The 19,809-nt window shown below is 58.4% G+C and carries 18 protein-coding genes and 1 pseudogene; 7 read left to right on the forward strand and 12 right to left on the reverse strand.

What is annotated here, in order from left to right; genetic code table 11:
- Positions 1 to 49: 49 nt before the first annotated feature.
- From A3C3_RS0126225 to A3C3_RS39265, 5 genes are all read left to right on the forward strand, one after another.
- Positions 50 to 1,243 (forward strand): divergent polysaccharide deacetylase family protein, encoded by a 1,194-nt coding sequence (locus tag A3C3_RS0126225; RefSeq protein WP_028740011.1) that lies wholly within the window; start codon positions 50 to 52, stop codon positions 1,241 to 1,243.
- Positions 1,244 to 1,254: 11 nt separating this feature from the next.
- Complete coding sequence (locus tag A3C3_RS0126230; protein WP_022717546.1) at positions 1,255 to 1,788, forward strand: RNA pyrophosphohydrolase; 534 nt, start codon at positions 1,255 to 1,257, stop codon at positions 1,786 to 1,788.
- A 397-nt stretch (positions 1,789 to 2,185) separates the two neighbouring features.
- Entirely contained in the window at positions 2,186 to 2,938 is a 753-nt protein-coding gene (locus A3C3_RS0126235; protein ID WP_022717547.1) for a protein-L-isoaspartate(D-aspartate) O-methyltransferase, read from the forward strand.
- Positions 2,935 to 5,388 carry a spermine/spermidine synthase domain-containing protein gene (locus A3C3_RS39260; RefSeq protein WP_022717548.1) on the forward strand — a complete coding sequence of 818 codons (2,454 nt, stop codon included), beginning with the start codon at positions 2,935 to 2,937 and terminating at the stop codon, positions 5,386 to 5,388. Before A3C3_RS0126235 ends, A3C3_RS39260 begins: the two co-directional genes overlap by 4 nt.
- Positions 5,388 to 6,359 (forward strand): hypothetical protein, encoded by a 972-nt coding sequence (locus tag A3C3_RS39265; protein WP_022717549.1) that lies wholly within the window; start codon positions 5,388 to 5,390, stop codon positions 6,357 to 6,359. Before A3C3_RS39260 ends, A3C3_RS39265 begins: the two co-directional genes overlap by 1 nt.
- A gap of 319 nt (positions 6,360 to 6,678) precedes the next feature.
- Here A3C3_RS39265 and A3C3_RS42725 read toward each other — a convergent pair whose 3' ends face one another.
- The 4 genes from A3C3_RS42725 to A3C3_RS0126265 form a co-directional block, all read right to left on the reverse strand.
- A complete protein-coding gene (locus A3C3_RS42725) occupies positions 6,679 to 7,548 on the reverse strand; it encodes a hypothetical protein (RefSeq protein ID WP_022717550.1) in 870 nt (289 codons plus the stop codon).
- Positions 7,549 to 7,731: 183 nt separating this feature from the next.
- Complete coding sequence (locus tag A3C3_RS0126255) at positions 7,732 to 8,274, reverse strand: DUF4852 domain-containing protein (protein ID WP_167521953.1); 543 nt, start codon at positions 8,272 to 8,274, stop codon at positions 7,732 to 7,734.
- Positions 8,275 to 8,486: 212 nt separating this feature from the next.
- A complete protein-coding gene (locus tag A3C3_RS0126260; RefSeq protein ID WP_022717552.1) occupies positions 8,487 to 8,996 on the reverse strand; it encodes a hypothetical protein in 510 nt (169 codons plus the stop codon).
- A gap of 143 nt (positions 8,997 to 9,139) precedes the next feature.
- Positions 9,140 to 9,481, reverse strand: a complete 342-nt coding sequence (locus tag A3C3_RS0126265; RefSeq protein WP_022717553.1) for a DUF4870 family protein — start codon at positions 9,479 to 9,481, stop codon at positions 9,140 to 9,142.
- 501 nt (positions 9,482 to 9,982) lie between these two features.
- Here A3C3_RS0126265 and A3C3_RS0126270 point away from each other — a divergent pair.
- Positions 9,983 to 10,681, forward strand: a complete 699-nt coding sequence (locus A3C3_RS0126270) for a DUF6656 family protein (RefSeq protein ID WP_022717554.1) — start codon at positions 9,983 to 9,985, stop codon at positions 10,679 to 10,681.
- Between the two features lie 21 nt (positions 10,682 to 10,702).
- Here the strand turns inward: A3C3_RS0126270 and A3C3_RS0126275 are convergent, their stop codons facing one another.
- Entirely contained in the window at positions 10,703 to 11,263 is a 561-nt protein-coding gene (locus tag A3C3_RS0126275; RefSeq protein WP_022717555.1) for a LuxR C-terminal-related transcriptional regulator, read from the reverse strand.
- Positions 11,264 to 11,631: 368 nt separating this feature from the next.
- Between A3C3_RS0126275 and A3C3_RS0126280 the strand changes: the two genes are divergently transcribed.
- Positions 11,632 to 11,865 carry a hypothetical protein gene (locus tag A3C3_RS0126280; protein WP_022717556.1) on the forward strand — a complete coding sequence of 78 codons (234 nt, stop codon included), beginning with the start codon at positions 11,632 to 11,634 and terminating at the stop codon, positions 11,863 to 11,865.
- A gap of 180 nt (positions 11,866 to 12,045) precedes the next feature.
- Here A3C3_RS0126280 and bfr read toward each other — a convergent pair whose 3' ends face one another.
- The 7 genes and pseudogenes from bfr to A3C3_RS47300 all read right to left on the reverse strand — a co-directional run bounded on the left by bfr (position 12,046) and on the right by A3C3_RS47300 (position 19,682).
- Complete coding sequence (gene bfr, locus A3C3_RS0126285; RefSeq protein WP_028740013.1) at positions 12,046 to 12,531, reverse strand: bacterioferritin; 486 nt, start codon at positions 12,529 to 12,531, stop codon at positions 12,046 to 12,048.
- Positions 12,497 to 12,872: pseudogene (locus tag A3C3_RS47295) on the reverse strand ((2Fe-2S)-binding protein). Before A3C3_RS47295 ends, bfr begins: the two are co-directional and overlap by 35 nt.
- A gap of 88 nt (positions 12,873 to 12,960) precedes the next feature.
- Positions 12,961 to 13,392 carry a type II toxin-antitoxin system VapC family toxin gene (locus tag A3C3_RS0126295; RefSeq protein WP_028740015.1) on the reverse strand — a complete coding sequence of 144 codons (432 nt, stop codon included), beginning with the start codon at positions 13,390 to 13,392 and terminating at the stop codon, positions 12,961 to 12,963.
- On the reverse strand, positions 13,389 to 13,634 hold the full coding sequence (locus A3C3_RS0126300; protein WP_022717560.1) for a type II toxin-antitoxin system VapB family antitoxin: 246 nt from the start codon (positions 13,632 to 13,634) through the stop codon (positions 13,389 to 13,391). The genes A3C3_RS0126295 and A3C3_RS0126300 overlap by 4 nt, the downstream gene beginning before the upstream one ends.
- Before the next feature lie 222 nt (positions 13,635 to 13,856).
- Positions 13,857 to 17,282: an error-prone DNA polymerase gene (locus A3C3_RS0126305; RefSeq protein WP_022717561.1), complete on the reverse strand. Its 3,426-nt coding sequence runs from the start codon at positions 17,280 to 17,282 to the stop codon at positions 13,857 to 13,859.
- Positions 17,279 to 18,826, reverse strand: a complete 1,548-nt coding sequence (locus A3C3_RS0126310; protein WP_280752796.1) for a Y-family DNA polymerase — start codon at positions 18,824 to 18,826, stop codon at positions 17,279 to 17,281. Before A3C3_RS0126310 ends, A3C3_RS0126305 begins: the two co-directional genes overlap by 4 nt.
- Positions 18,738 to 19,682 (reverse strand): ImuA family protein, encoded by a 945-nt coding sequence (locus A3C3_RS47300; protein WP_022717563.1) that lies wholly within the window; start codon positions 19,680 to 19,682, stop codon positions 18,738 to 18,740. Before A3C3_RS47300 ends, A3C3_RS0126310 begins: the two co-directional genes overlap by 89 nt.
- Positions 19,683 to 19,809: the final 127 nt, after the last annotated feature.

A 19,809-nucleotide genomic window follows, 5' to 3' on the forward strand; every position in this document is an offset into this window, starting at 1 on the left:
ATCCGGCCTGATTTTTTGCTGTTTCCCGGTTTTGGAGCGGGCGAGGAAATTGGGAACGGATTTGCATGCACCATTGGGCCAGAACCGCAAGGCTGGCCGAAAGCGGCCGAATATCCTGCGGATCGGCCGGATTGCCGCCAGCCTCTGTCTGATCGCGATCGGCGGCTTTTCTCTCTACACGATGCTCAATGACGATGGCCTTCAGCGGACACAGCCCCCTCTGGCCGATCGAGCGGCGTCACCACCAACAGATACCGTCCAGAACCCCCCGCCGCAGAGCCAGGCCGCAAATGGCATGCCTCGCTCCGATCCGCATTCCGGTGCGAATGTCGAGCGGATGGTGACCGGGGACGGCTCGGTTGTGACCAAATACAGCCCGCGGCCCCGCGATGACAACGGCCCGGCGCTAGTGGACGCCATGCAGGTCGGCCAGGATCCGCGCGTGGCAGCCATGCCGAATGAGAGCCTTCTGGAAGACAGCCAGTTTGGTCCCCTACCCGTCATCGGGCCGGATGGCCGTCGCCCGATGGATCAGTATGCGCGTCCATGGTCCGGCGCACGCGGTACCCGTGTGGCCATCGTGGTCAGCGGTCTCGGCCTCAGTCAGACGGGTACGCAGCGCGCCATCAAGGAACTTCCGGAGGAAGTCACCCTCGCATTCGCCGCGAGCGGCAACAGCCTGCAGCGTTGGATGCAGGAAGCGCGCCGCAGCGGCCATGAGATCCTCCTGCAGGTTCCACTGGAACCCTTCGATTATCCGGCAAACGATCCCGGCCCCGAGACACTGCTGACCTCGAAGTCGCCAGCAAGGAATATCGAAAACCTGCACCGCGCGATGGGCGAAATCACCAATTATACGGGCATCATGAACTATCTGGGAGGGCGTTTCCTCTCCAATCCAGACGCGATGGAGCCGGTGATGCGCGATATCGGCAAGCGCGGCCTGCTGTTTCTCGACGACGGTTCGTCTGCCCAATCAAAGACGGAAGCTGTGGCGAAGGGAACAGAGCTTCCCTATGCGTTTGCAGATCTGCAGCTCGATGGTCAGGTCGATGTCAATGCCATCCTGAAGAGGCTTGACGAGCTCGAGCGCATTGCCAAGCGCAACGGCCAGGCAATTGGCGTTGCGGCGGCTTTCGACGAGAGTATTGAGGCAATATCCAAATGGAGCGAAGAGGCGGGCATGCGCGGCATCGAGATCGTCGGCATCGCAGCACTTTCTACAGATCCAAAGAATCCTTGAGGAGCTTCCCCTTGAACCAGGCCACAATCAAAGCCGAAGACCTTCCTTACCGTCCCTGCGTCGGCGTGATGATCCTCAACCGCGACGGTCTTGTATGGGCGGGCCGGCGTGTCCCGGTTGGCAATTCCGAATATGATGGCTCACCACAACTGTGGCAAATGCCGCAAGGTGGTATCGACAAGGGCGAGGATCCGCTCGAAGCGGCATACCGCGAACTCTACGAGGAAACCGGTATCAGAACGGTGACCTTGCTCGCGGAGGCGAGAGATTGGATCAACTATGATCTTCCGCCGCAGCTGATCGGCATTGGCCTCAAGGGAAAGTTTCGCGGCCAAACGCAACGCTGGTTCGCCTTTCGCTTCGAAGGCGACGAAAGCGAAATCGCCATCAACCCGCCGCCCGGCGGCCACGAGCCAGAGTTTGATGCCTGGGAGTGGAAATCCATGCACGAGCTGCCTGGGCTGATCGTGCCTTTCAAACGCGCCGTCTACGATCGGGTCGTTTCGGAATTCAGTCACTTGGCCGACCTGCGAGCGGCGGACTGACGGCGGCAGCAGTCTCTCAATCCAAGTCCGATTTGCCGGGCCCCGAACAACCGAGGACGCCAGGCTTGCCGTGGATGATTTTGGCCTTTCCTGTTCAAGTTTGGAAATTTGAAGAAAACAGGATAGCCGCCGGCAAACCTTTCAACCGCAGTCCTTCTTCGCCTCCCGATCCTCCCTTTGTCCGATCGTGTTCGACATAGAAATTCTTTTGATTCAATTGGTTGAAGGTTCTGCAATTCATCGAGAGCGGACGGTTATAGCAGGCGCGGCCACTTTCCATCAGCCAGGTCGCATTTGTTGCGAAGTCTCAAGCCGGAGAGCGGCTGAGAGCCAAGCGAACCCTGTTCAAAATTGCCTCCGCAGCCACTATACTCTTTGCCTTGGACGGGAGAAAGTCATGCGTCCACTAGCCCAGTGCCAAACGTTATTGGCCGCGGTTCTGGCGGGCGCTGCCGCTGTGGTTTCGACATCTGCGTCCCCTCAGGACCGCCTCGCCGAGCGTACGGCGATGATCGAAACAATCAATATGCACGCCCGCTCAGCGCCGTCAGCCGTCGAGGGCCAAGGCATCGATCCGGTGGTGCTGAAGACCATGGGGAAGGTGCCGCGCCACTTCTTCGTGCCCGAGGAGCTGCGCAGGGCGGCCTATCGAGATCGACCACTGCCGATCGGATACGGTCAGACAATCTCGCAGCCCTTCATCGTCGCGCTGATGACCGACCTGATCAACGTCGGCCCTGGTGACGTTGTCCTCGAGATCGGCACTGGCTCGGGCTATCAGGCAGCCGTCTTGTCGCCCCTCGCAGCAAAGGTTTACTCGATTGAGATCATACCGAAACTGGGCGAAAGGGCAGCCGCCCGGCTCGCAGAGCTCCACTTCGACAATGTCGAGGTGAAGGTAGGCGACGGTTACTATGGTTGGCCTGCGCACGCGCCATTCGACGGGATCGTCGTGACTGCCGCTGCCAGCCACATCCCCCCGCCGCTGGTCGAACAGCTCGCAAAGGGCGGCCGGATGGTCGTCCCCGTTGGAGGTCCCTTCGCGACCCAGTTTCTCATGCTGGTCGAGAAGCGAGTGGACGGAAGCATCACGACCCGGCAGCTGCTGCCGGTGAGCTTTGTGCCGCTGAGGGGAGGTCAGGCCCGATGAGAGCGGGTCGCCTGCTGCCGGTCGGTCTCATATCGGCGGCGACCCTGGCCCACGAAGTGCTACTGATGCGGCTCTTCTCGATCATTCAGTGGCATCATTTCGCCTATATGATCATAAGCATCGCGCTCCTAGGCATCGGCGCGAGCGGTACATTCCTTGCGTTTGCCCACCGCCCTCTGGTGGAGCGCTATCCCGCCGCGTTCGCAGCGTCGGCAGCCCTGTTCGGCATTACTGCGGTTGCCAGTGTCGCCGGTGCCGAACGGCTTCCGTTCAACGCGCTCGAGATTATCTGGAATCCGGGGCAGCTCGGTTGGCTCGCGGCCAACTATGCTCTCCTGGTTCTGCCGTTCTTTTTCGGTGCAACCTGTATCGGCCTTGCCTTTATCCGCCACCCTGGCCGGATTGGACGCGTCTATGCCTTCGACCTGGTCGGCGCAGGGATCGGTGCGCTGGGTACCGTCGGGCTCTTGTTCCTTGTCCCTCCCCCTGCAGCACTGTACTTCGTCGCAGCGCTGGGATTCGCTGCGGCGGCCCTCGCCGCCACGGACATGGCTCGTCATCGGTGGCTCGCCGTGGGCAGTTTGGGGCTTGCAGCCTTGCTCATCGCGGTGTGGCTACCACCATCCTGGACGGCCCCCGGCCCGCATATGTCGCAATACAAGGGCCTGCGCATGGCGCTCGAAGTGCCGAACGCGCGAGTGGTCGAGGAGCGATCAAGCCCGTTGGGACTGCTGACGATCGTCGAGAGCCCGACCGTGCCTTTCCGGTACGCGCCGGGCCTCAGCCTCGCCAACACCCAAGAGCCGCCCGCGCAACTCGCCGTCTTCACCGATGGCGACAGCATTACGACGATCACCGCCTATGGCGGCGATCCGGCGACAGTCGCATATCTCGACCGGACAACGGCAGCGCTCCCGTACCGCGTCCTTAGTCGGCCGCGAGTGCTGATCCTTGGTGCCGGCGGCGGCGAGCAGGTGCTGCTCGCGCTACGCGCCGGAGCCGACACCGTGGACGCCGTAGAGCTCAACCCGCAGATGATCGACCTTGTTCGCAATCGCTTCGCGGATTTCGCCGGCGGCATCTTTAGCCGCCCGAATGTGCATCTGCATTTGGCCGAGGCGCGCGCCTTCACCGCGGCTACTGGCGAGCGTTACGACCTGATCCAGATGCCGCTTCTTGACTCTTTCAGTGCGGCCGCGGCCGGCGTACAGACCATGCATGAGAACTACACCTACACACTGGAGGCGCTGCGGGATTACCTCGCAGTGTTGAGACCGGGTGGTATCATTGCCATCACGCGATGGCTGCGGGCGCCGCCACGCGACATCCTCAAGCTGTTCGCCACCGCTACCGCAGCGCTTGAAGCTGATGGCGTGGCCGAGGCAGGCCAGCACCTCGCGCTGATCCGCAGCTGGAACACTGCAACCCTCCTCGTCGCCAAGTCGGCGTTCACCGGCGAAGACGTCGCAGCCATCCGCGGCTTCGCGGCCGAGAATTTCTTTGACATTTCCTGGGCGCCGGGCATCTCGTCAGCCGACGTGAACCGCTTCAACCAGCTCGACCAGGAATATCTCTACGAGGGAGCCCTCGCTCTCCTCGGCCCCGAGCGGGCCGACTTCATCGAGCGCTACAAGTTCGATATTGCACCGGCCACCGACGATCGGCCTTATTTCTTCGACTTTTTCCGCTGGCGCGCCCTGCCCGAACTCTTGACGCTGCGCACCCAAGGTGGGGCAGCGATGCTCGACTGGGGCTACCTGATCCTCGCGACGACGCTCGTCCAGGCCGCGATCCTCAGCGTCGTCCTAATTCTGCTGCCGCTCTGGCTTCGCCGGCGGGCACTCGGGAGAGGAGTACATCGGCTGCGCTTCGGGCTCTATTTCCTTGCCTTGGGCCTGGCCTTCCTCTTTATCGAGATCGCCTTCATTCAGCGCTTCGTGCTGTTCCTCGGCCATCCGCTTTACGCTGTCGCCGTCGTGCTTGCGGGATTCCTTGCCTTCGCGGGTCTGGGTAGCGCCGTAGCCGCACGCTGGATGGCGCTCGTCGGACGCGGATCAGCGGTGCGCGGCATTGCACTCGCCGTCGGGGTGATCGCATGCCTGGCTACCAGCTACCTGCTCGCGCTACCTTTGGTATTCGAACGGCTGCTGGCACTCCCGGATGCCGCGAAGATCGCGATCGCACTCCTCCTCATAGCGCCGCTCGCCGTCTTCATGGGCATGCCCTTCCCCCTCGGCCTCGGTCACGTTGGCGCCTGCTCGGAGGCGTTTATTCCCTGGGCGTGGGCGATCAATGGCTGTGCATCGGTGCTGAGCGCAATCCTCGCCGTACTGCTTGCCATGCATATGGGGTTTACTGGCGTCGTGGTGATCGCCACCATCCTCTATCTTGTCGCCCCGACCTTACTCACCGGGTCAGCGAGTGCGCCGATCGAATCCGGGAGGGGATGATGTCCGTAGCCCTCGTCGCACATTGCGACTGGAGCGTCGATCGACAGAAACGCTGGAAGTGCGTCGCTGTTCGCGACGGCAGCGGTTGGATAATATCGGCGCCGGAACCCGTCAGTGATACGGCGACACTGCTTTCCCGGCTACGGCAACGTGCCAACGTCGATGGTGCGACGCTTGTGGGCTTCGACTTTCCGATCGGACTACCAGAGGCTTATGGCAGGGCGATCGGGCTTTTTTCTTTCCGAGAGGCCTTGCAAACCTTCGGCACGGGTTCCTTTGCCGAGTGGTTCTTGGTCGCCGAGCATCGCAGCCAGATCTCGCTGCACCGGCCGTTCTATCCAAAGCGCCCGGGCGGCACGCAACGCCAGCATCTGTTCGACGCGCTGGGAGTCGCGACAGGTAACGATCTTCTCCGACATTGCGAGCGTGCCACTGGCGAGCGGGGAAATGCCTGCATGATTTTCTGGACATTGGGCGGCAATCAGGTGGGTAAGGCCGCGATAGCCGGTTGGCGCGAGATCATCATCCCCAACCTTGCTGAGATCGCCCTCTGGCCTTTCGACGGTGGGATCGACGCCCTCGCGAACCCTGACGTCACCATCATCGCCGAGACCTATCCCGGCGACGTCTATGGCCAGCTCGGTATCCCCCGCCGACCCATCTGGAGCAAACGACAGCAATCAGGCCGTCAATTCATAGGCCACCATCTCATCCGTTGGCTGGCTGCACGCCCACAGTTCGACGGGACGGCGATACTCTGCGCCATTTCCGACGGATTTGGGTCAGACAAGACCGGCGAGGACCGTTTCGACGCAACGGTCGGCCTGTTCGGTATGCTTGATGTGGTCGATGGCTATCGTGGTGACGGCGTGCCGGATGATAGGGTTATTGGTCAGTGGGAAGGTTGGATCCTCGGCCAAGCACGCGCAAGGGCCGAGGTTCCCGACGGCGTGGGGGCCGCCATTAGGTAGTGCCCTAGTTCGCCCCCGGCGACGCCGCGCACATGTTGACCGGGACCCGATCCACGGAGAGCATTATGGCCTGCGGCCAGTTTTGTGGCGCATCCAAAGGCCGAATATGGCAGCTCCGACCAGCAGCATGCAAAAACGTCAAATACTCTTCCTAACCGCGGGCCGTCACACATGGTGCGAAGCGGGAATAGTTCCTCTCCGCAGGAGGATCCCCATCCAGCCCGGTCGCGGGCATCTGGAAGCAGGGCGATTTTTACCCCGGGTGCTCAGCCGCAAGGGTAAGTCCCGCCCTCGGCCTGTCTCCAGCAGCAAGCCGGCTTCAATGCTGAGCAAGGTCAAAGACCAGATTGGCGTTCGCACCTTTATCGCTGTAACCAACGACTTTGCAGCCATCGCGTATCGGCGCCTTGCCCCGAAGTGTAAGTGTCGGGCCTCCCTGGTAGTGGCCACTGACGAGGTAAGGAGCCGGGTCGCAGTTCTTTTTGAAACTGTAGGCGACGCCTGAATACCACTCACCTGGAACGTGCCACCCGCGAAAGAGGACTGTGTCCGGCCTTATGGCGCCGGCGATGGCAGGCTTAGGGTCGGAGTAAACGATCACATGATGCTTCTCATGGTGGAACATAACAGAGCGATTGTGACCCATATATTCCCCGAAAAGAGATTCGTCCGGTCCAGGTTTGAACGTGCTTTGCACAGGAAAGACATCGTAGGGCAGTCCCATCGGGCACAGGCTCAGCCATTTGGCGCCTAGCTCGCGGCCGCCCTCGGCATTCGACATGCCCACGTTTTTACCTGTTTCGGCATCTCTAACACTCGCATAACCCGCGAAGAACTGACTGCTCTCGTCTGGGCCATTAAACAGGTAATGCTTGCCATCAACCCACAGGTCACCGGTCTGGCAGTTGGCTGAGGCTTCGTAAACACGGCCCGCATCGGAATCCAACACCGCCTTGGCGCAGGCCTGCATGTTCTCGCCAGTGCCGGCACGCCAATTTTCACACCAGCTCAAAGCGGATTCAGGGGTGACTTTCGCTTTGGCGGATGACGTCGTGCCGCCCATATCGGTGAACTCGAAAATGATAGCGTCAGGAGACTTCGGGTAACCTGGGAGAGTGTCGCCGATGGGTGCTGGCGGCATAGCCGGAATAGCTGCTGCCAAGAAGAAGATGGAAAGAATGCTCGACATTCAGGTTCGCCTCCGGGCTCAGGCCGGTAAAGTGTTTTCGGGCTAACGCCGTTCGTTCGATGATACGGAGCCAACCCTTCCTTGAAGGATGGATAATCTCGATGAACGCGCCCCTGCCGCTCGTAGGCAGAGGCTATAGGTTCACGCCCGGATTACAGAGTTTCCGAGGAGCTGCCGTTTGCCTTACTGGGAAACCGCTGTTGCCTGCACGCCGTCGAGCTTCATAATCAGGCTGCGCCCTTCGCGATCGTAGAGTTGCATTTCCTGGATTTCCGCCACCATCTCGCCGCGCGAGCGCACTTCTTTCATGCGGATGTTCACTTTGGCGAGAACCACACGGTCGACTGTGCCGTATGAAGACTTTCGGGCGTTGAGAAACGCCTTGGCCTTGGCCTTTTCCATAGGGATACCGTCGATGATTTTTGGGTTGGCGAAGAACACCTTCAATTGCCGGGGCAGCGAGGTACAGCATTGATCGACGTTGAAATAGAGTCCTTCCCCCAGCGGCTGGAAATCGAACTTCTCACTTTCGAAATTGTAATCTCCGAATTCGAAACGGGTCTGGATCGTGAACACTTCGTCCGGGTTGGCAGCGGCAATGGCGTCCTTCATAATCTGCAGAGTTTCTTCTCGTTTTTCTTGCAGCTCGAATTCGTCATCGCGGAAGCGCGACCAGACTTCAGGGCGGTAGGTTTCCATATAACCGTCGACGATGTCGTTCGGCATCAGCGTTCTGTCGAGCTTCAGATAGACCGGCAGAAGGGCGTTGTAGCTAAAGTCAGCGGCGGCGGAAGCGAGCGTAGAGCCGGCCAAAATGCAGGCCGCGGCAAGGCCGATGTATATTTTCTTGGTGTCAAATACGGTCATAGTCGTGTTCCTGGTCGTTCGATTTGTTGGTGGTTGCGCAGCAGATATGCCTCTCTCTAGTCACGCGGATTTCACGCCCTCTTCTCGAGGGCCTTGCGGGCTTGCAGCATTGAGAGAACGGCAGTCGCGAGCAGTGCGAAGGCGCCGATCGACGGCGTAAACGAGCCGAAATCGCTGACGCGGGGAGCTTGGAACGCCGAACTGCCACCAATCAGGGAGGAGAGCGCGCGTTCCTGCTGGGCCATCGTGCTATATGCGTCGACAAGCGACCAAACTCCCCAGACCAGGAACAGGACGCCGACTGCGGCGGCTACCAGGTCGACAACACGAGAATAGGGCTGAAGCTGTGCCGTGAAAGGTGCGGCGAGAGCGGCGGCGAAAACCACGGGGATGAGGTATGCGATGCTACCTGCCAGAGCCGGCAGACTGACGCCTTGGCTGAACATGCCCATGGCCTTGACCGTGACCGCCGGGAAGATGACGCTGGCAAGCGCCAAAATAAGCAGCGCGATGCGCATCTTGACGGTGTGAATAGAGGCCGGAACACCCGGCTGTACGCTCGAGGCGATCTCGTTGTTCATGGTAATGTCCTGTTTTTTAGGTGAGATTATTGTAGCGGCCCCCAAGGGACATGCCGGTCATATTGACGAGGTCATGGAGGTTAACGCCACACACGATCTTTACTTTTCGTGGCTTCGCTGTTCCGCATGCGACAGCCTAAATGTTAGGCCAGCCAAGTGGAGGGGATGGCAATAGGTTCACCGCGATGTAGGTAGACCAAGCTCTTTATGCAGCGGAAAAGATACCAGAGCGACGTGGCGAAATAGGCAAAAATGCCAATCACCAGAAACGTTAGAACAGCGCTAATCATCATGAACAGCAGGCCCTTCCAGAACGTGCCAATCAGATAATTATAGTGGGATGCAACGAGCGGTGTCGCCTTCCCACGGTCTATGTAGCTGATGATGACGCCAGCAGGCGCGCATAGGATCATCAATATGCCAGCGATATAGCCAAGCGTTTTATTGTCAGTCGGGTTGACGGCGGAGGAAGAAATATCTGTCATTTTGAGAAACTGCCTCTGAGAAGAACGCATGATCGATTGGTCGAGGTGGTGCGCCCATCATTGGCGGGTTTGTTTTCATGGCATCAGCCAACCCCCACATTGCCGTTGCCGCATTCGCGGGACATCAGCAGCGAGACCGGACCTGTCGATTGCTCGCCTGAAGTAATTTCCATTCAAAGTTTTAAGTGTTGAAGAAATCAACACGGTAGTTTTACCCTCCAACCCCGCGGGCAGTCACAAACCGCAACCCATGCTGAATTATTAGTAAATAACAACATAGAGAAGGGCGCAACGAGTCCACAAGCCGGTTCGTATGAGATCTGCCTACACTCGAATTTTGCTCACCTTAGGAGTTCGCTGAACTGCAAGTCCCGAAAAGACGTTAACTGCTACTTCCGATGAAACGATAAAGGGTAAAACTACCGATCGGTCAAAGGCGCCTCATTAAGGACTCCCTCATAGGGTCGTCCCCAGCAAGACAGCAAAAACAGCGAGGTGCCAATGAGCGCAGTTTCGAAACTCCAGTACGGTGAACGCTTCGGTGAAGAGGTGACCAAGATCGCGCGGGCATCGCTCTCCGTGGCCTCTACTTCGTCCGATGCCGAAGTTGCGACTACCAAGTACTCCCGTTGGTTCCATGGGGAAAACGCTGCACCGGAGCCGATGGCCACATCGAGACGGAAGTTCAAAACGATCACCGCCAATATGGCGGCTGCCGAGGTCGCCGCTGCCACGAAAGAGAACCTCTCCATTCTGGGCGATGATGCCAGCGATCTGTTCACGTCCAAACTTCCCGCTGGGCACAAGTTGCGCAAGACCATTCGGTCCTCTCTCCTGCCAGGGATTCCCTATTTGGGTAGCTGCAAGTTCGGTGAGATCGTCACCGATCGCGGTCAGGACAGATATGCAGTGACGCAGATGTTCATCGCCAACTTCGATGGAGATCTGGACACTTCCGAGGGCGCAAACTTCTACAAGCCAGTCAACCGTGATTTCGGCCAGATGTTCTATGGCGTTCACATCATTGTAGACAGGTTCGGGAACCCGCTCGGATTCGATCGTGACCGCGGCGACAATGGCATTGCCTTCAAGACGAAGGATGTCACCAAGGCACTTTATAGCATCGCATCGGCGAGCACCGGCTTATCTATTGAGGCACTATTGGCACGCGCCGCGGGCGCAAGAAAGGCTGCCAGATAGTGAAACATGAGCGGTCCTCTCTCAGACGTGTTTGCCTGACTGTCGACGATCCAACTGCGTGGCGACGAGCTTCGCCACCAGATGCACGAGATTCTTGGCGTCGGGCCGCAACTTCATCTTGTCGATGCGATGCTCGATGGTTCTTGGCGACAAGTTCAGAAATTCTGCAATTTCCTTCGCAGTCTGACCTTCGATGAGGAGTTGAATGATTCCTTCATCCGTCATGTCAACCTTTGTCTCCTGCACCGGAGGAATGAAGTACCTGCCCTCGATAAAGCTGACACACCATGCCGGCTTGCCATCGCATTTCTGCGGCAGGATCAGGCGTTCGTAACCGATGCGAACGCCGATAAGCTTTGTCCTAACAAGGTCGATCGTCGGGCGCCGCGACTCCACAGCGCGCGAAAAGGTAGGAATGATCGCATCGTCGACGAACGATCTGTCGAGGTCGCGCATGTAGGAGTTCGGCAATTGTCCTCGCAATCGGTCCAGCATTCGGCTCTTGAACCCAAAATCCTTGATACGACGAAAGTGCCAGTCGTAAGGATCGTCAGCGGCCGTGGTGACGACCGAGATCGACATCTTTATGCTCAAACTTTCAAGTACCCGGGAATATAGATCTTCAGGGCTGTCCATTGAACTGGACTGCAACCACGCATCGATTAGATCGTGAGAAATTGAATTGAACAAACTCATAATCAGCCATTTCGAAATGAAGTTCCTATTTATTTCAACTACATCGAAAAGACATTACCAAATGGTTGTGTTCTTGTAGTGTGGCGTCGTATTGGTGCGCGTGAGTGGCACGCTTCAGACAAGTGCAGCGCCACTCCACCCGTTCCACACCTTCCGCTTCTGGCTCAATTCAGGCTTCGCTTGCTGAGACCTAATTCGAACGGGGCATGGCAAGGGCTCCAGTCTCAAGGGTGCAACGGCCTAAGAATCGTCGATTGGGTCCGACGCGTGACTATCAGCGAATCGACCAAAGTCAGAGCAACGATACGCCATTCGCTTTCGGCATCTCTTATGGCGGGCGGGCACCGCGCGATGGGAAGGGCACCGTTCCCGCGAAGGACGAGGAGACTTGGATCGAAGATCCCGATCCTCCCTCCGGCATTATCGAGGCGCCACCGGCACTCGCAATGAAAATGGCCGACCTCGTGCGTGCGTCAGGTCGCGGATGACGCCAAAACGCGACCCGGCACGTCCAAAAAACAAGGAACTGAGAGAAATTAACCGGAATTGGCTGGGGGACCTGGATGCGGCGCTCGACGGAACACAATTCCATCCTGCGGCAACACGCGTCCTCGACGTGAAAAGCCAACCGGCCGCATATATGCGGCCGGTTGGCTTTGAGGGTTCAGTCACTCGGCCTCGTTGGCCGAGTCGGCGTTTAGCTGGCCATACTTGGCTTCGCCGATCTTCTCGAGCAAGTCGAGCTGCGTTTCGAGGAAGTCGATATGGCCTTCCTCATCGGCAAGGAGCTCCTCGAAGAGCTTCATGGAGACATAGTCACCGGCGTCATGACAGATGTCACGCGACTTCTTGTAAGCTGTGCGGGCATCATACTCGCCGGCAAGATCGGCTTCCAGAACTTCCCTGACGTTCTGGCCGATGCGCAGCGGAGCAAGCGTCTGCAGGTTGGGATGCCCCTCAAGGAAGATGATGCGCGCGACAAGACGGTCGGCATGATGCATCTCTTCAATGGATTCGGCGCGCTCCTTCCTGGCGAGCTTGGTATAGCCCCAGTCTTCCAAAAGGCGGTAGTGAACCCAATATTGGTTGACTGCACCGAGTTCGAGGAAAAGTGCCTCGTTAAGCCGCTCGATGACTTTTTTGTCGCCTTTCAATGTCCGCTCTCCTGTTTTCTTCATGGAATTGTTTCAGGCGGGACATGAAATCAAATATCTCGTCATCCGTCGAGTGGCGACGGGCATGATATTCCTCGGTGGTCTGGATGATGAGGTTGACGACGTTGGGGAAACAGCCGCAGCAACGGCCGCGCTTTTCCATGGCGTGATAGACCTTCGCAGGCACGATAAGCTGCCAACAGTCTTCATCGAGAAGGTCGTTGATGACCTCCCGGATTTCCTTGTCGGTTATATAGTTGCAACTGCAGACGAGCACGTCTTCATTTCCAAACATGACACTGACTATCGTGTTTTCTGCAAAAGAAGATGGTGCCTGTCAAGAAAAAAATCGAGGTAGAAGGCGCGGCGAGCGAGGGGAACCGCTGAACGGACCATCTTGGTCCTGATCGCACTGGTGTCCTATCCGGCCTACGCCAAATCGGTTTTGGCGAAGTCGTCGCCCTTATAGATGAGCTTGAGGCGATAAGCCTTGGCGCAAGCATAGGCGTAGCAATCCCCGAAATTGAGGTCGGCCGGGTGGCTGATGGCCTTGCCGTAGGTCATGGCCGCGTCGATCGCAATCCGGCCGATGTCGCTCGATATCGCGATCTCGCGCGCCTCCAGGTCCTGAACGAAATAGTCGACTGCCTCGCGGGCGATCGCGACCATTTCGGGAGTTGGAGCGGTGTTCTTCTTGACCTGCTGCGCTTGAGCGCGGGCAAGAGAGATTGTTGCCTCGTATCGAACGAGGGGTGAGACGAAGAAAGGGCCTCCGGCCTTCTCGAGCCGATCCATCAGTTCGTCTGCGTCCGATTCCGGCCTGAGTATGGCGACGATCGCGGAAGCGTCGATGAACATCACATGTCGCCCCACATTTCATCGGTGTACTTCTTCATGTCGAAATTCGGATCGCCGGGACCGATCTCCTGTGCCTTTGCGCGCGCCCTTGCCAAACGCTCGCGAATGGGCATGCTTTTGCGCGTGCGCTCGATCTCATGGCGCAGCGCGGTCCTGACAGCCTCCGTCTTGCTCGGCGCCTTCATGAGCTTCTGCAGCTCGGCGGCCATCGCCAGCACATCATCATCGCGGACATAAAGTGGCATTGGATATCTCCTTTATGGATATTCGAATATCACAAAAATGAATATCCTGCGAGCAAGAAACTTTGGGAGCTGGGCCAATTGAGGCGGTAAGGGCATGAGGGGACCCGCAAATATCGATGCGGCGGCGTGCCCGCGACAAGTTTCGTGACTGGGCAATCACTGGGTGCCTGGGTCTCATGGCTGGGCACGTTGACTTTGGCAACATCATCTATCGCTAAGCCATCAATGAAAGTTGCGCCCTTTCGGCATAACCTTTGCGGTCTCCCCAGCACTCGTCTCACTGCTTGTTGATATCACTCGCGTTTCGATGGCTTCCTTTTCGAGGAGACGCGCCATCTTCTGTGCGCGGGCATCGACTGTCGGCCGCATAGCCTCGTCGGCGCGCTCGCAAAGACCAAAGCGCTGCGCCTCCTTCTGCAGAAGGCCAAGAGCGGGTGTCATATCTTCGATATGCTCGACCACAGTGTGAATGACGCCGCCCTGACTTTGCAATTTGCCATGGATTTTCACGAGCCGCGCGCCCATGACAACCGAGCGGTATTTCTCGAAGGCCTTTTTCCAAACAATGGCATTGGCAACGCCCGTTTCATCCTCAAGCGTCATGAAGATCACGCCCTTGGCCGAGCCCGGGCGCTGGCGTACCAGCACCAGCCCGGCAATCGTCACCCTCTTTCCGTTCGGCACGGCCAGAAGATCGACATTGCGCGTAATCCCTGCTCTTTGGAAATCCTCTCGCAGGAAGGAGATAGGGTGCGCTTTCAGTGACAGCGAGAGATAGCGATAATCCTCCACCACCTGTTCGCCCGGCAGCATGTCGGGCAGTGTCACCCTCGGTTCGACCTGGAGATCGACATGGGACACCCGATCGAACAAAGGCAGCCTCTCTGCGGCACTTTTCACATCAAGCGCCCGCGCCGCCCAGAGCGCCTCTCGCCGCGACAAGCCGACGGAACCGAACGCATCGGCATCTGCCAGCCGTTCGATATCCGATCTTTCAAGGCCCGAGCGCAGCCATAGATCGCGGATCGATCTATAGCCGGCACCTCGATTTGCGATCAATTTCGCCTTTATCAGGTCGGCGGAAAGGCCCTTCACCTGCCGGAAACCGAGGCGAACCGCCCTCTTCGTCCGGATGATCTTGTTCATGTCCCTGTGGCGGAAGTCGATCTTTGACTTGTCGAAATGCGCATCCTCCAAGAGGCAATCCCAATCCGAATGATTGATATCCACCGCACGAATTTCCACGCCGTGCTCCCTGGCATCCCGGACCAATTGCGCCGGCGCATAAAACCCCATCGGCTGCGAATTCAGCATCGCCGCACAGAAGACATCGGGATAGTAGGCCTTGATCCAAGATGAAGCATAGACGAGCAACGCGAAGGAGGCCGCATGGCTTTCCGGAAAGCCGTATTCGCCGAAACCTTTGATTTGATTGAAACACTGCCGCGCAAATTCAGACGAATAGTTTCTCGACACCATTCCTTCGATGAATCGCTTCTCGAAATTGCCGATCGTGCCGGTTCGCTTGAACGTCGCCATCGCCCGCCGAAGCCGATCGGCTTCCGCCGGCTTGAAGCCTGCGGCGGTGATCGCAATCTGCATTGCCTGTTCCTGAAACAGGGGAACGCCGAGGGTTCTTTCCAGCACCGCCTTCAATTCCTTGCTGGGATATTCGATGGGTGTTTTCTGCTCCCGTCTCTTGAGGTAGGGGTGCACCATGTCGCCCTGTATCGGTCCCGGCCGGACGATTGCCACCTCGATGACGAGATCGTAGAATTCCCTCGGCTTCAGACGCGGCAGCATGCTCATCTGCGCCCGGCTTTCGATCTGGAAGACGCCCAGCGTATCGGCCCGGCACATCATCTCGTAAACCGGTTTGCCCTCTTCCCCATGCTCTTTGTTGCCGAGATCGGCGAGCGTTTTCTTCACGTCGTAGTGCAACTGAAGAAGTTCGAAGGCCTTGCGAAGACAGGTCAGCATCCCAAGCGCCAGAACATCGACCTTGAGAATCTTGACATTGTCGAGATCGTCCTTGTCCCACTCGATCATGTAGCGGTCCGGCATCGCCGTCTTCATGATGGGCACGACTTCGTCGAGCCGGTCCCGGGTGATGACAAATCCGCCGACATGCTGGGTGAGGTGGCGCGGAAAGCCGAGAAGCTCGGACGCATATCTGAGGACGCTCTTCGTCACCGGATCGCGAATGTCGAGACCGGCCGCCTTTGCATCGCGCACGAGGCTGCTGATTGCCGATTGGACATCTTCCGAAAGCCCGAAGGCCTTGGCGACTTCGCGGCCAGCAGAGCGGGTGCGATAGGTGGTCACCCCCGCTGTCAGCCCGGCATGCTCTATACCGTATCGTTTATAGATGTACTGGATGACTTCTTCGCGCCTGTCGTGCTCGAAATCGACATCGATATCCGGCGGTTCATCCCGGTCCATCGAGATGAACCGATCGAAAAGCAAGGTGGCCTTGTTCGGATCGACTTCCGTTATTTCAAGGCAATAGCAGATGACCGAATTCGCAGCCGATCCGCGGCCCTGGCACAGAACCTTGAGCTTATAGCGGGCGTGTTGAATGATCTTGTAAACGGTCAGGAAATAGGAAGCGTAGTTTTTCTGCCTGATGAGATCCAGTTCGTATTCGATCTGCGTCACGATTTTCTGCGGAACACGCTGCGGGTGGTAGCGCTTTGCAGCTCCGGCCCAGGTTAACCGTTCGAGCGTTTCATACGGCGTTTCGCCGGGATCGTTTTCAGGCGGATAATTGTGCTCCAGCTCTTTGAGCGAAAAGGTCAAGCTGGAGAAGAATGCATGGGTATTGTCGATCGCGTCGCGATAGTCCTTGAAGAGACGCACCATTTCCCGCGTTCCCTTGAGATAGCGCTCTGCATTCGGCGCCAGAAGGAAACCGGCTTCGGCAATCGCAACATGCTTGCGGATCGCAATCACGATATCGGAGAGAGGCCGCCGGTCAGGATGATGATAAAGAGGCTGATTGGTCACGATCAGCGGAATGCGGTTGCGGGCGGCAAGCATGGAAAGGATTGCAAAAACCTGTTTGTCGCGGCCGTCATAGGCCGGCGCCAGCGCCATATGGAATGTCTTGCGAAAGCGTTTTCGAAACCGCTGCAGGCAATTTTCAAATGCTTGCTGGCCAACGGCATCATTCACAACGAGCCGGTCAGGAACAAGGGCGAGCATCATCTCGTCTCCCCATTCCATGATCTCCGCCTCGGTGAGAATGCAGGAGCCTTTCTCCGCCTCCGGCTTTAGATTCCCGGCGCTCAGAAGACGGCAGAGATGCGCCCATCCTCGCCTGTTCCGTGGATAGGCAAGAACATCCGGAGTTCCATCCGAAAAGACGAGACGCGCACCTGGCTGGATGCGGATTGGATCGGGAATGATCTGCCTCTTCTCGTCCTCTTCCAGAAGGCCGGCTTCCTTCCTCTCGAATTTTTTCCTGATCTCCTCCGCCTGCGCATGCGCCCGCACGACCCCGGCAACCGAATTCTTGTCAGCAATCCCGAGTCCACCGAGCTTCAGGCAAGCTGCCTGCACCACCATCTCCTCGGGACTGGAGGCTCCTTCAAGAAACGAGAAGTTCGTTCTCGCACCAATCTCGAAAAATGGAGGCGTCGTGCTCATGCAAAGAGCCCATGCATGAACCAGCGAGGAGGAAGGTCATGCCCGTAAAAACCTTCGCGATAGATCCAGAAGCGGTGACCGAAATCATCCTCTATTCGGAAATAATCGCGTGCCTCGGCGTCCGCGCCATCGATCCACCATTCCATGGCAAGCCGCTCCGGTCCCTCGCTTCGTGCCACGCGATGCTGCATGCGCCGCCAGCGGAAGATTTGCGGCGGACCGTCGGGCACTTCGGCAAGCAGGGCCTCCACTTGCTCCGGCCTGGCAAAGAGCCGCAGGGGACGCTCACTTCTGAAAGGAAAAGGATTTCCTTCCTCCGCCTTGCGGCGTGCCTGAACGCCCTCCATGGCGGGAATTGCAATCGCCGCCCGCTCCGGCACATGGCTCTCGTGCAGTTGAAATCTCTGCAGGCAATCCGCGCCGAGGCGGGCTGCAATTTTGTCGATGAACGCCGCAAGCGATGTCTCCCTCTCTCGGCCTCCTTCGAAATCCCCCTGCGTCGCATTGAAGGGATCATGGCGCAGCACATTCAGCCGCAGGATTTCAAAGCCGTAGCCGGCATCGAGATCGTCGTGGATTGCCTGCAGACGCTCGCAGAAAAGCGAAGCAATATGCTTCGGATCCCTGAGAGGCTGTGAGGCCCCGACGGAAATCCTGAAGACCCTGCCGTCGACGCGAAACAGCACGAGTTCGAATACACGGCCGCCGGCGCCGCGTGCCTCAAGCGAGGCTTTCAGTGATTTGGCGATCTGGCCGGTGACGGCGAGGATATCTTCTTCCGTACCGATCGGCTCGATGAGGCGTCGTTCGGCGGAAAGACTGGCAACGGGCCGCCGCGGGGAAACCGGCTCCTCTTCCACTCCAAGCGCCTGGTCGAGCCTGAGCAGGAGTTGCGCGCCGAAACGGCGGGCCAACGGTGCGCGTGGGGCAGACAGGAGGTCGCCGATATATTTGAGGCCGAGCTTCTTCAGTGCCTCGATCGTCCCTTCCTCCAGGCGAAGCGCTGCGACCGGCAGTGGTGCCAGCACATGTTCCATCTCATCGGCTTCGATGACGCCACCACCCCCGAAGCGGGAAACGGCCCAGGAAAGGCCCGGCGACGAAGAGATCGCGCCGCGGACATCGAACCCCATATGGAAGAGCCGGGAAAGGATATCCTTGAGCATGGCCCTTTCGCCGCCAAAGAGGTGGGCGCAGCCGGTAATATCCAGAAACAGCCCGTCCTGGCCGTCGAATGCCACCAGCGGCGTATAACGGTCGCACCAATCGGCGATGCCTTCGAGAAGCCGACGATCGGCGGCCAGGTCTTCCTCGATGACATCCAGAAGCGGGTATATGGCACGCGCTTCGGCCACGCCCTGGTTTTTCTTCAGTTTAATCCGTTCCGCCACCTCATCGAGCGCCGTTAGGCGCATGGCATTGTTGAGCCGTCCAGAACAGACGATCGGCGGCGCATCAGGGCGTCCGGCCGAACGCCAGGACAGACCCCACCTCTTGCGGGCGATCCTGTCGGTTGGAAGATGGGGAAAGCTGAGCGACAGAATGCGCTGATTGCTCGCCTGGAGAACGAGTGCGCTCTGGTTGGCTAACGGGGAAAAACCGGCGGTCATGAGGGTTCCACTCCAGAAGAAGGGAGAGGGGAGCCGGGCTGCGGCTCTTCTCCAAGATGAGACGAAAAACCGGATTGCCGATGCCGCCGTCTAACATCGAACCATCCGGCAGAGGCCGTGTGCTGGCTGGCGCAGGTTCGGCACGGAATCGAAAGAAGGCGCTGCTCGCTTCCTCCTCGCCGCCCTGCCGCAACAGAAAAAGCGGGCGGCCAGAAGCCCTTGCCCGCATGCTCAATCGCCGGCTTTCTGTAAGACCGAATTGGGCCGGATTGCCGCGGACCTCCAGGATCGTTGCTGGGAAGACGCCGCTTTCGACAGCCGTTTCGGCAAGCCACAGCGCCTCTTCCAGCTTGTGTGGAGAGGCCATGAGAAAGCGTTCCGGCTCCAATCCGAAATCCTTGAGGCCAACAGCATAGGGACGCCCTGCTTCCATCGTGCATATTCTGTCACCAATCCAAAAAACCGGCATGCCATCCGCCGCCTCCTGCCGCTGCAGCCAGGCCGCAAGCGCCAGTACGAAACCGCTGGCGCCAGCTGCATCCCGCAGCATCAGAGACCGGACTTCGGTAATGCCGTTAAGCGGCAGACCGCCTTCGAGCGCGTCATCGAGAATTGGAATGTCAAAGGACAGACGCAGCGGCGTTTTTGCAGGTCTCGAATAGGTTTCATCGCCAGCCGCAAAAGCCTCTTGCGCCGCCGCCGCAAGCGCCGGTGCCGGCTTGCCTTCGAGTTTCGCAATGGTTTCGCGGAGCGCAAAAAGCTGCTCGCGCGCCACGGCCGTCTGCGCCATGACGTTCACTCCAAAGTCAGATTGTTCCTGTTATGTTCTTATGGATTCCAGAGCTTTCTAAAAGAGTCAACAACCAATTTTTATGAATTTATTCCTGCCTTTGATTCCACACTCGAAAATCCTCCGC

Source organism: Rhizobium mongolense USDA 1844, assembly GCF_000419765.1.
Classification (GTDB): domain Bacteria; phylum Pseudomonadota; class Alphaproteobacteria; order Rhizobiales; family Rhizobiaceae; genus Rhizobium; species Rhizobium mongolense.

Bases quoted from the DNA above. Each gene is read 5' to 3' on its own strand.
- A3C3_RS0126235 (WP_022717547.1), top strand. From the start codon at position 2,186: ATGCGTCCACTAGCCCAGTGCCAAACGTTATTGGCCGCGGTTCTGGCG.
- A3C3_RS39260 (WP_022717548.1), top strand. From the start codon at position 2,935: ATGAGAGCGGGTCGCCTGCTGCCGGTCGGTCTCATATCGGCGGCGACC.
- A3C3_RS39265 (WP_022717549.1), top strand. From the start codon at position 5,388: ATGTCCGTAGCCCTCGTCGCACATTGCGACTGGAGCGTCGATCGACAG.
- A3C3_RS42725 (WP_022717550.1), bottom strand. From the start codon at position 7,548: ATGTCGAGCATTCTTTCCATCTTCTTCTTGGCAGCAGCTATTCCGGCT.
- A3C3_RS0126255 (WP_167521953.1), bottom strand. From the start codon at position 8,274: ATGCCGAACGACATCGTCGACGGTTATATGGAAACCTACCGCCCTGAA.
- A3C3_RS0126260 (WP_022717552.1), bottom strand. From the start codon at position 8,996: ATGAACAACGAGATCGCCTCGAGCGTACAGCCGGGTGTTCCGGCCTCT.
- A3C3_RS0126265 (WP_022717553.1), bottom strand. From the start codon at position 9,481: ATGACAGATATTTCTTCCTCCGCCGTCAACCCGACTGACAATAAAACG.
- A3C3_RS0126270 (WP_022717554.1), top strand. From the start codon at position 9,983: ATGAGCGCAGTTTCGAAACTCCAGTACGGTGAACGCTTCGGTGAAGAG.
- A3C3_RS0126275 (WP_022717555.1), bottom strand. From the start codon at position 11,263: ATGTCGATCTCGGTCGTCACCACGGCCGCTGACGATCCTTACGACTGG.
- A3C3_RS0126300 (WP_022717560.1), bottom strand. From the start codon at position 13,634: ATGCCACTTTATGTCCGCGATGATGATGTGCTGGCGATGGCCGCCGAG.
- A3C3_RS0126305 (WP_022717561.1), bottom strand. From the start codon at position 17,282: ATGAGCACGACGCCTCCATTTTTCGAGATTGGTGCGAGAACGAACTTC.
- A3C3_RS47300 (WP_022717563.1), bottom strand. From the start codon at position 19,682: ATGGCGCAGACGGCCGTGGCGCGCGAGCAGCTTTTTGCGCTCCGCGAA.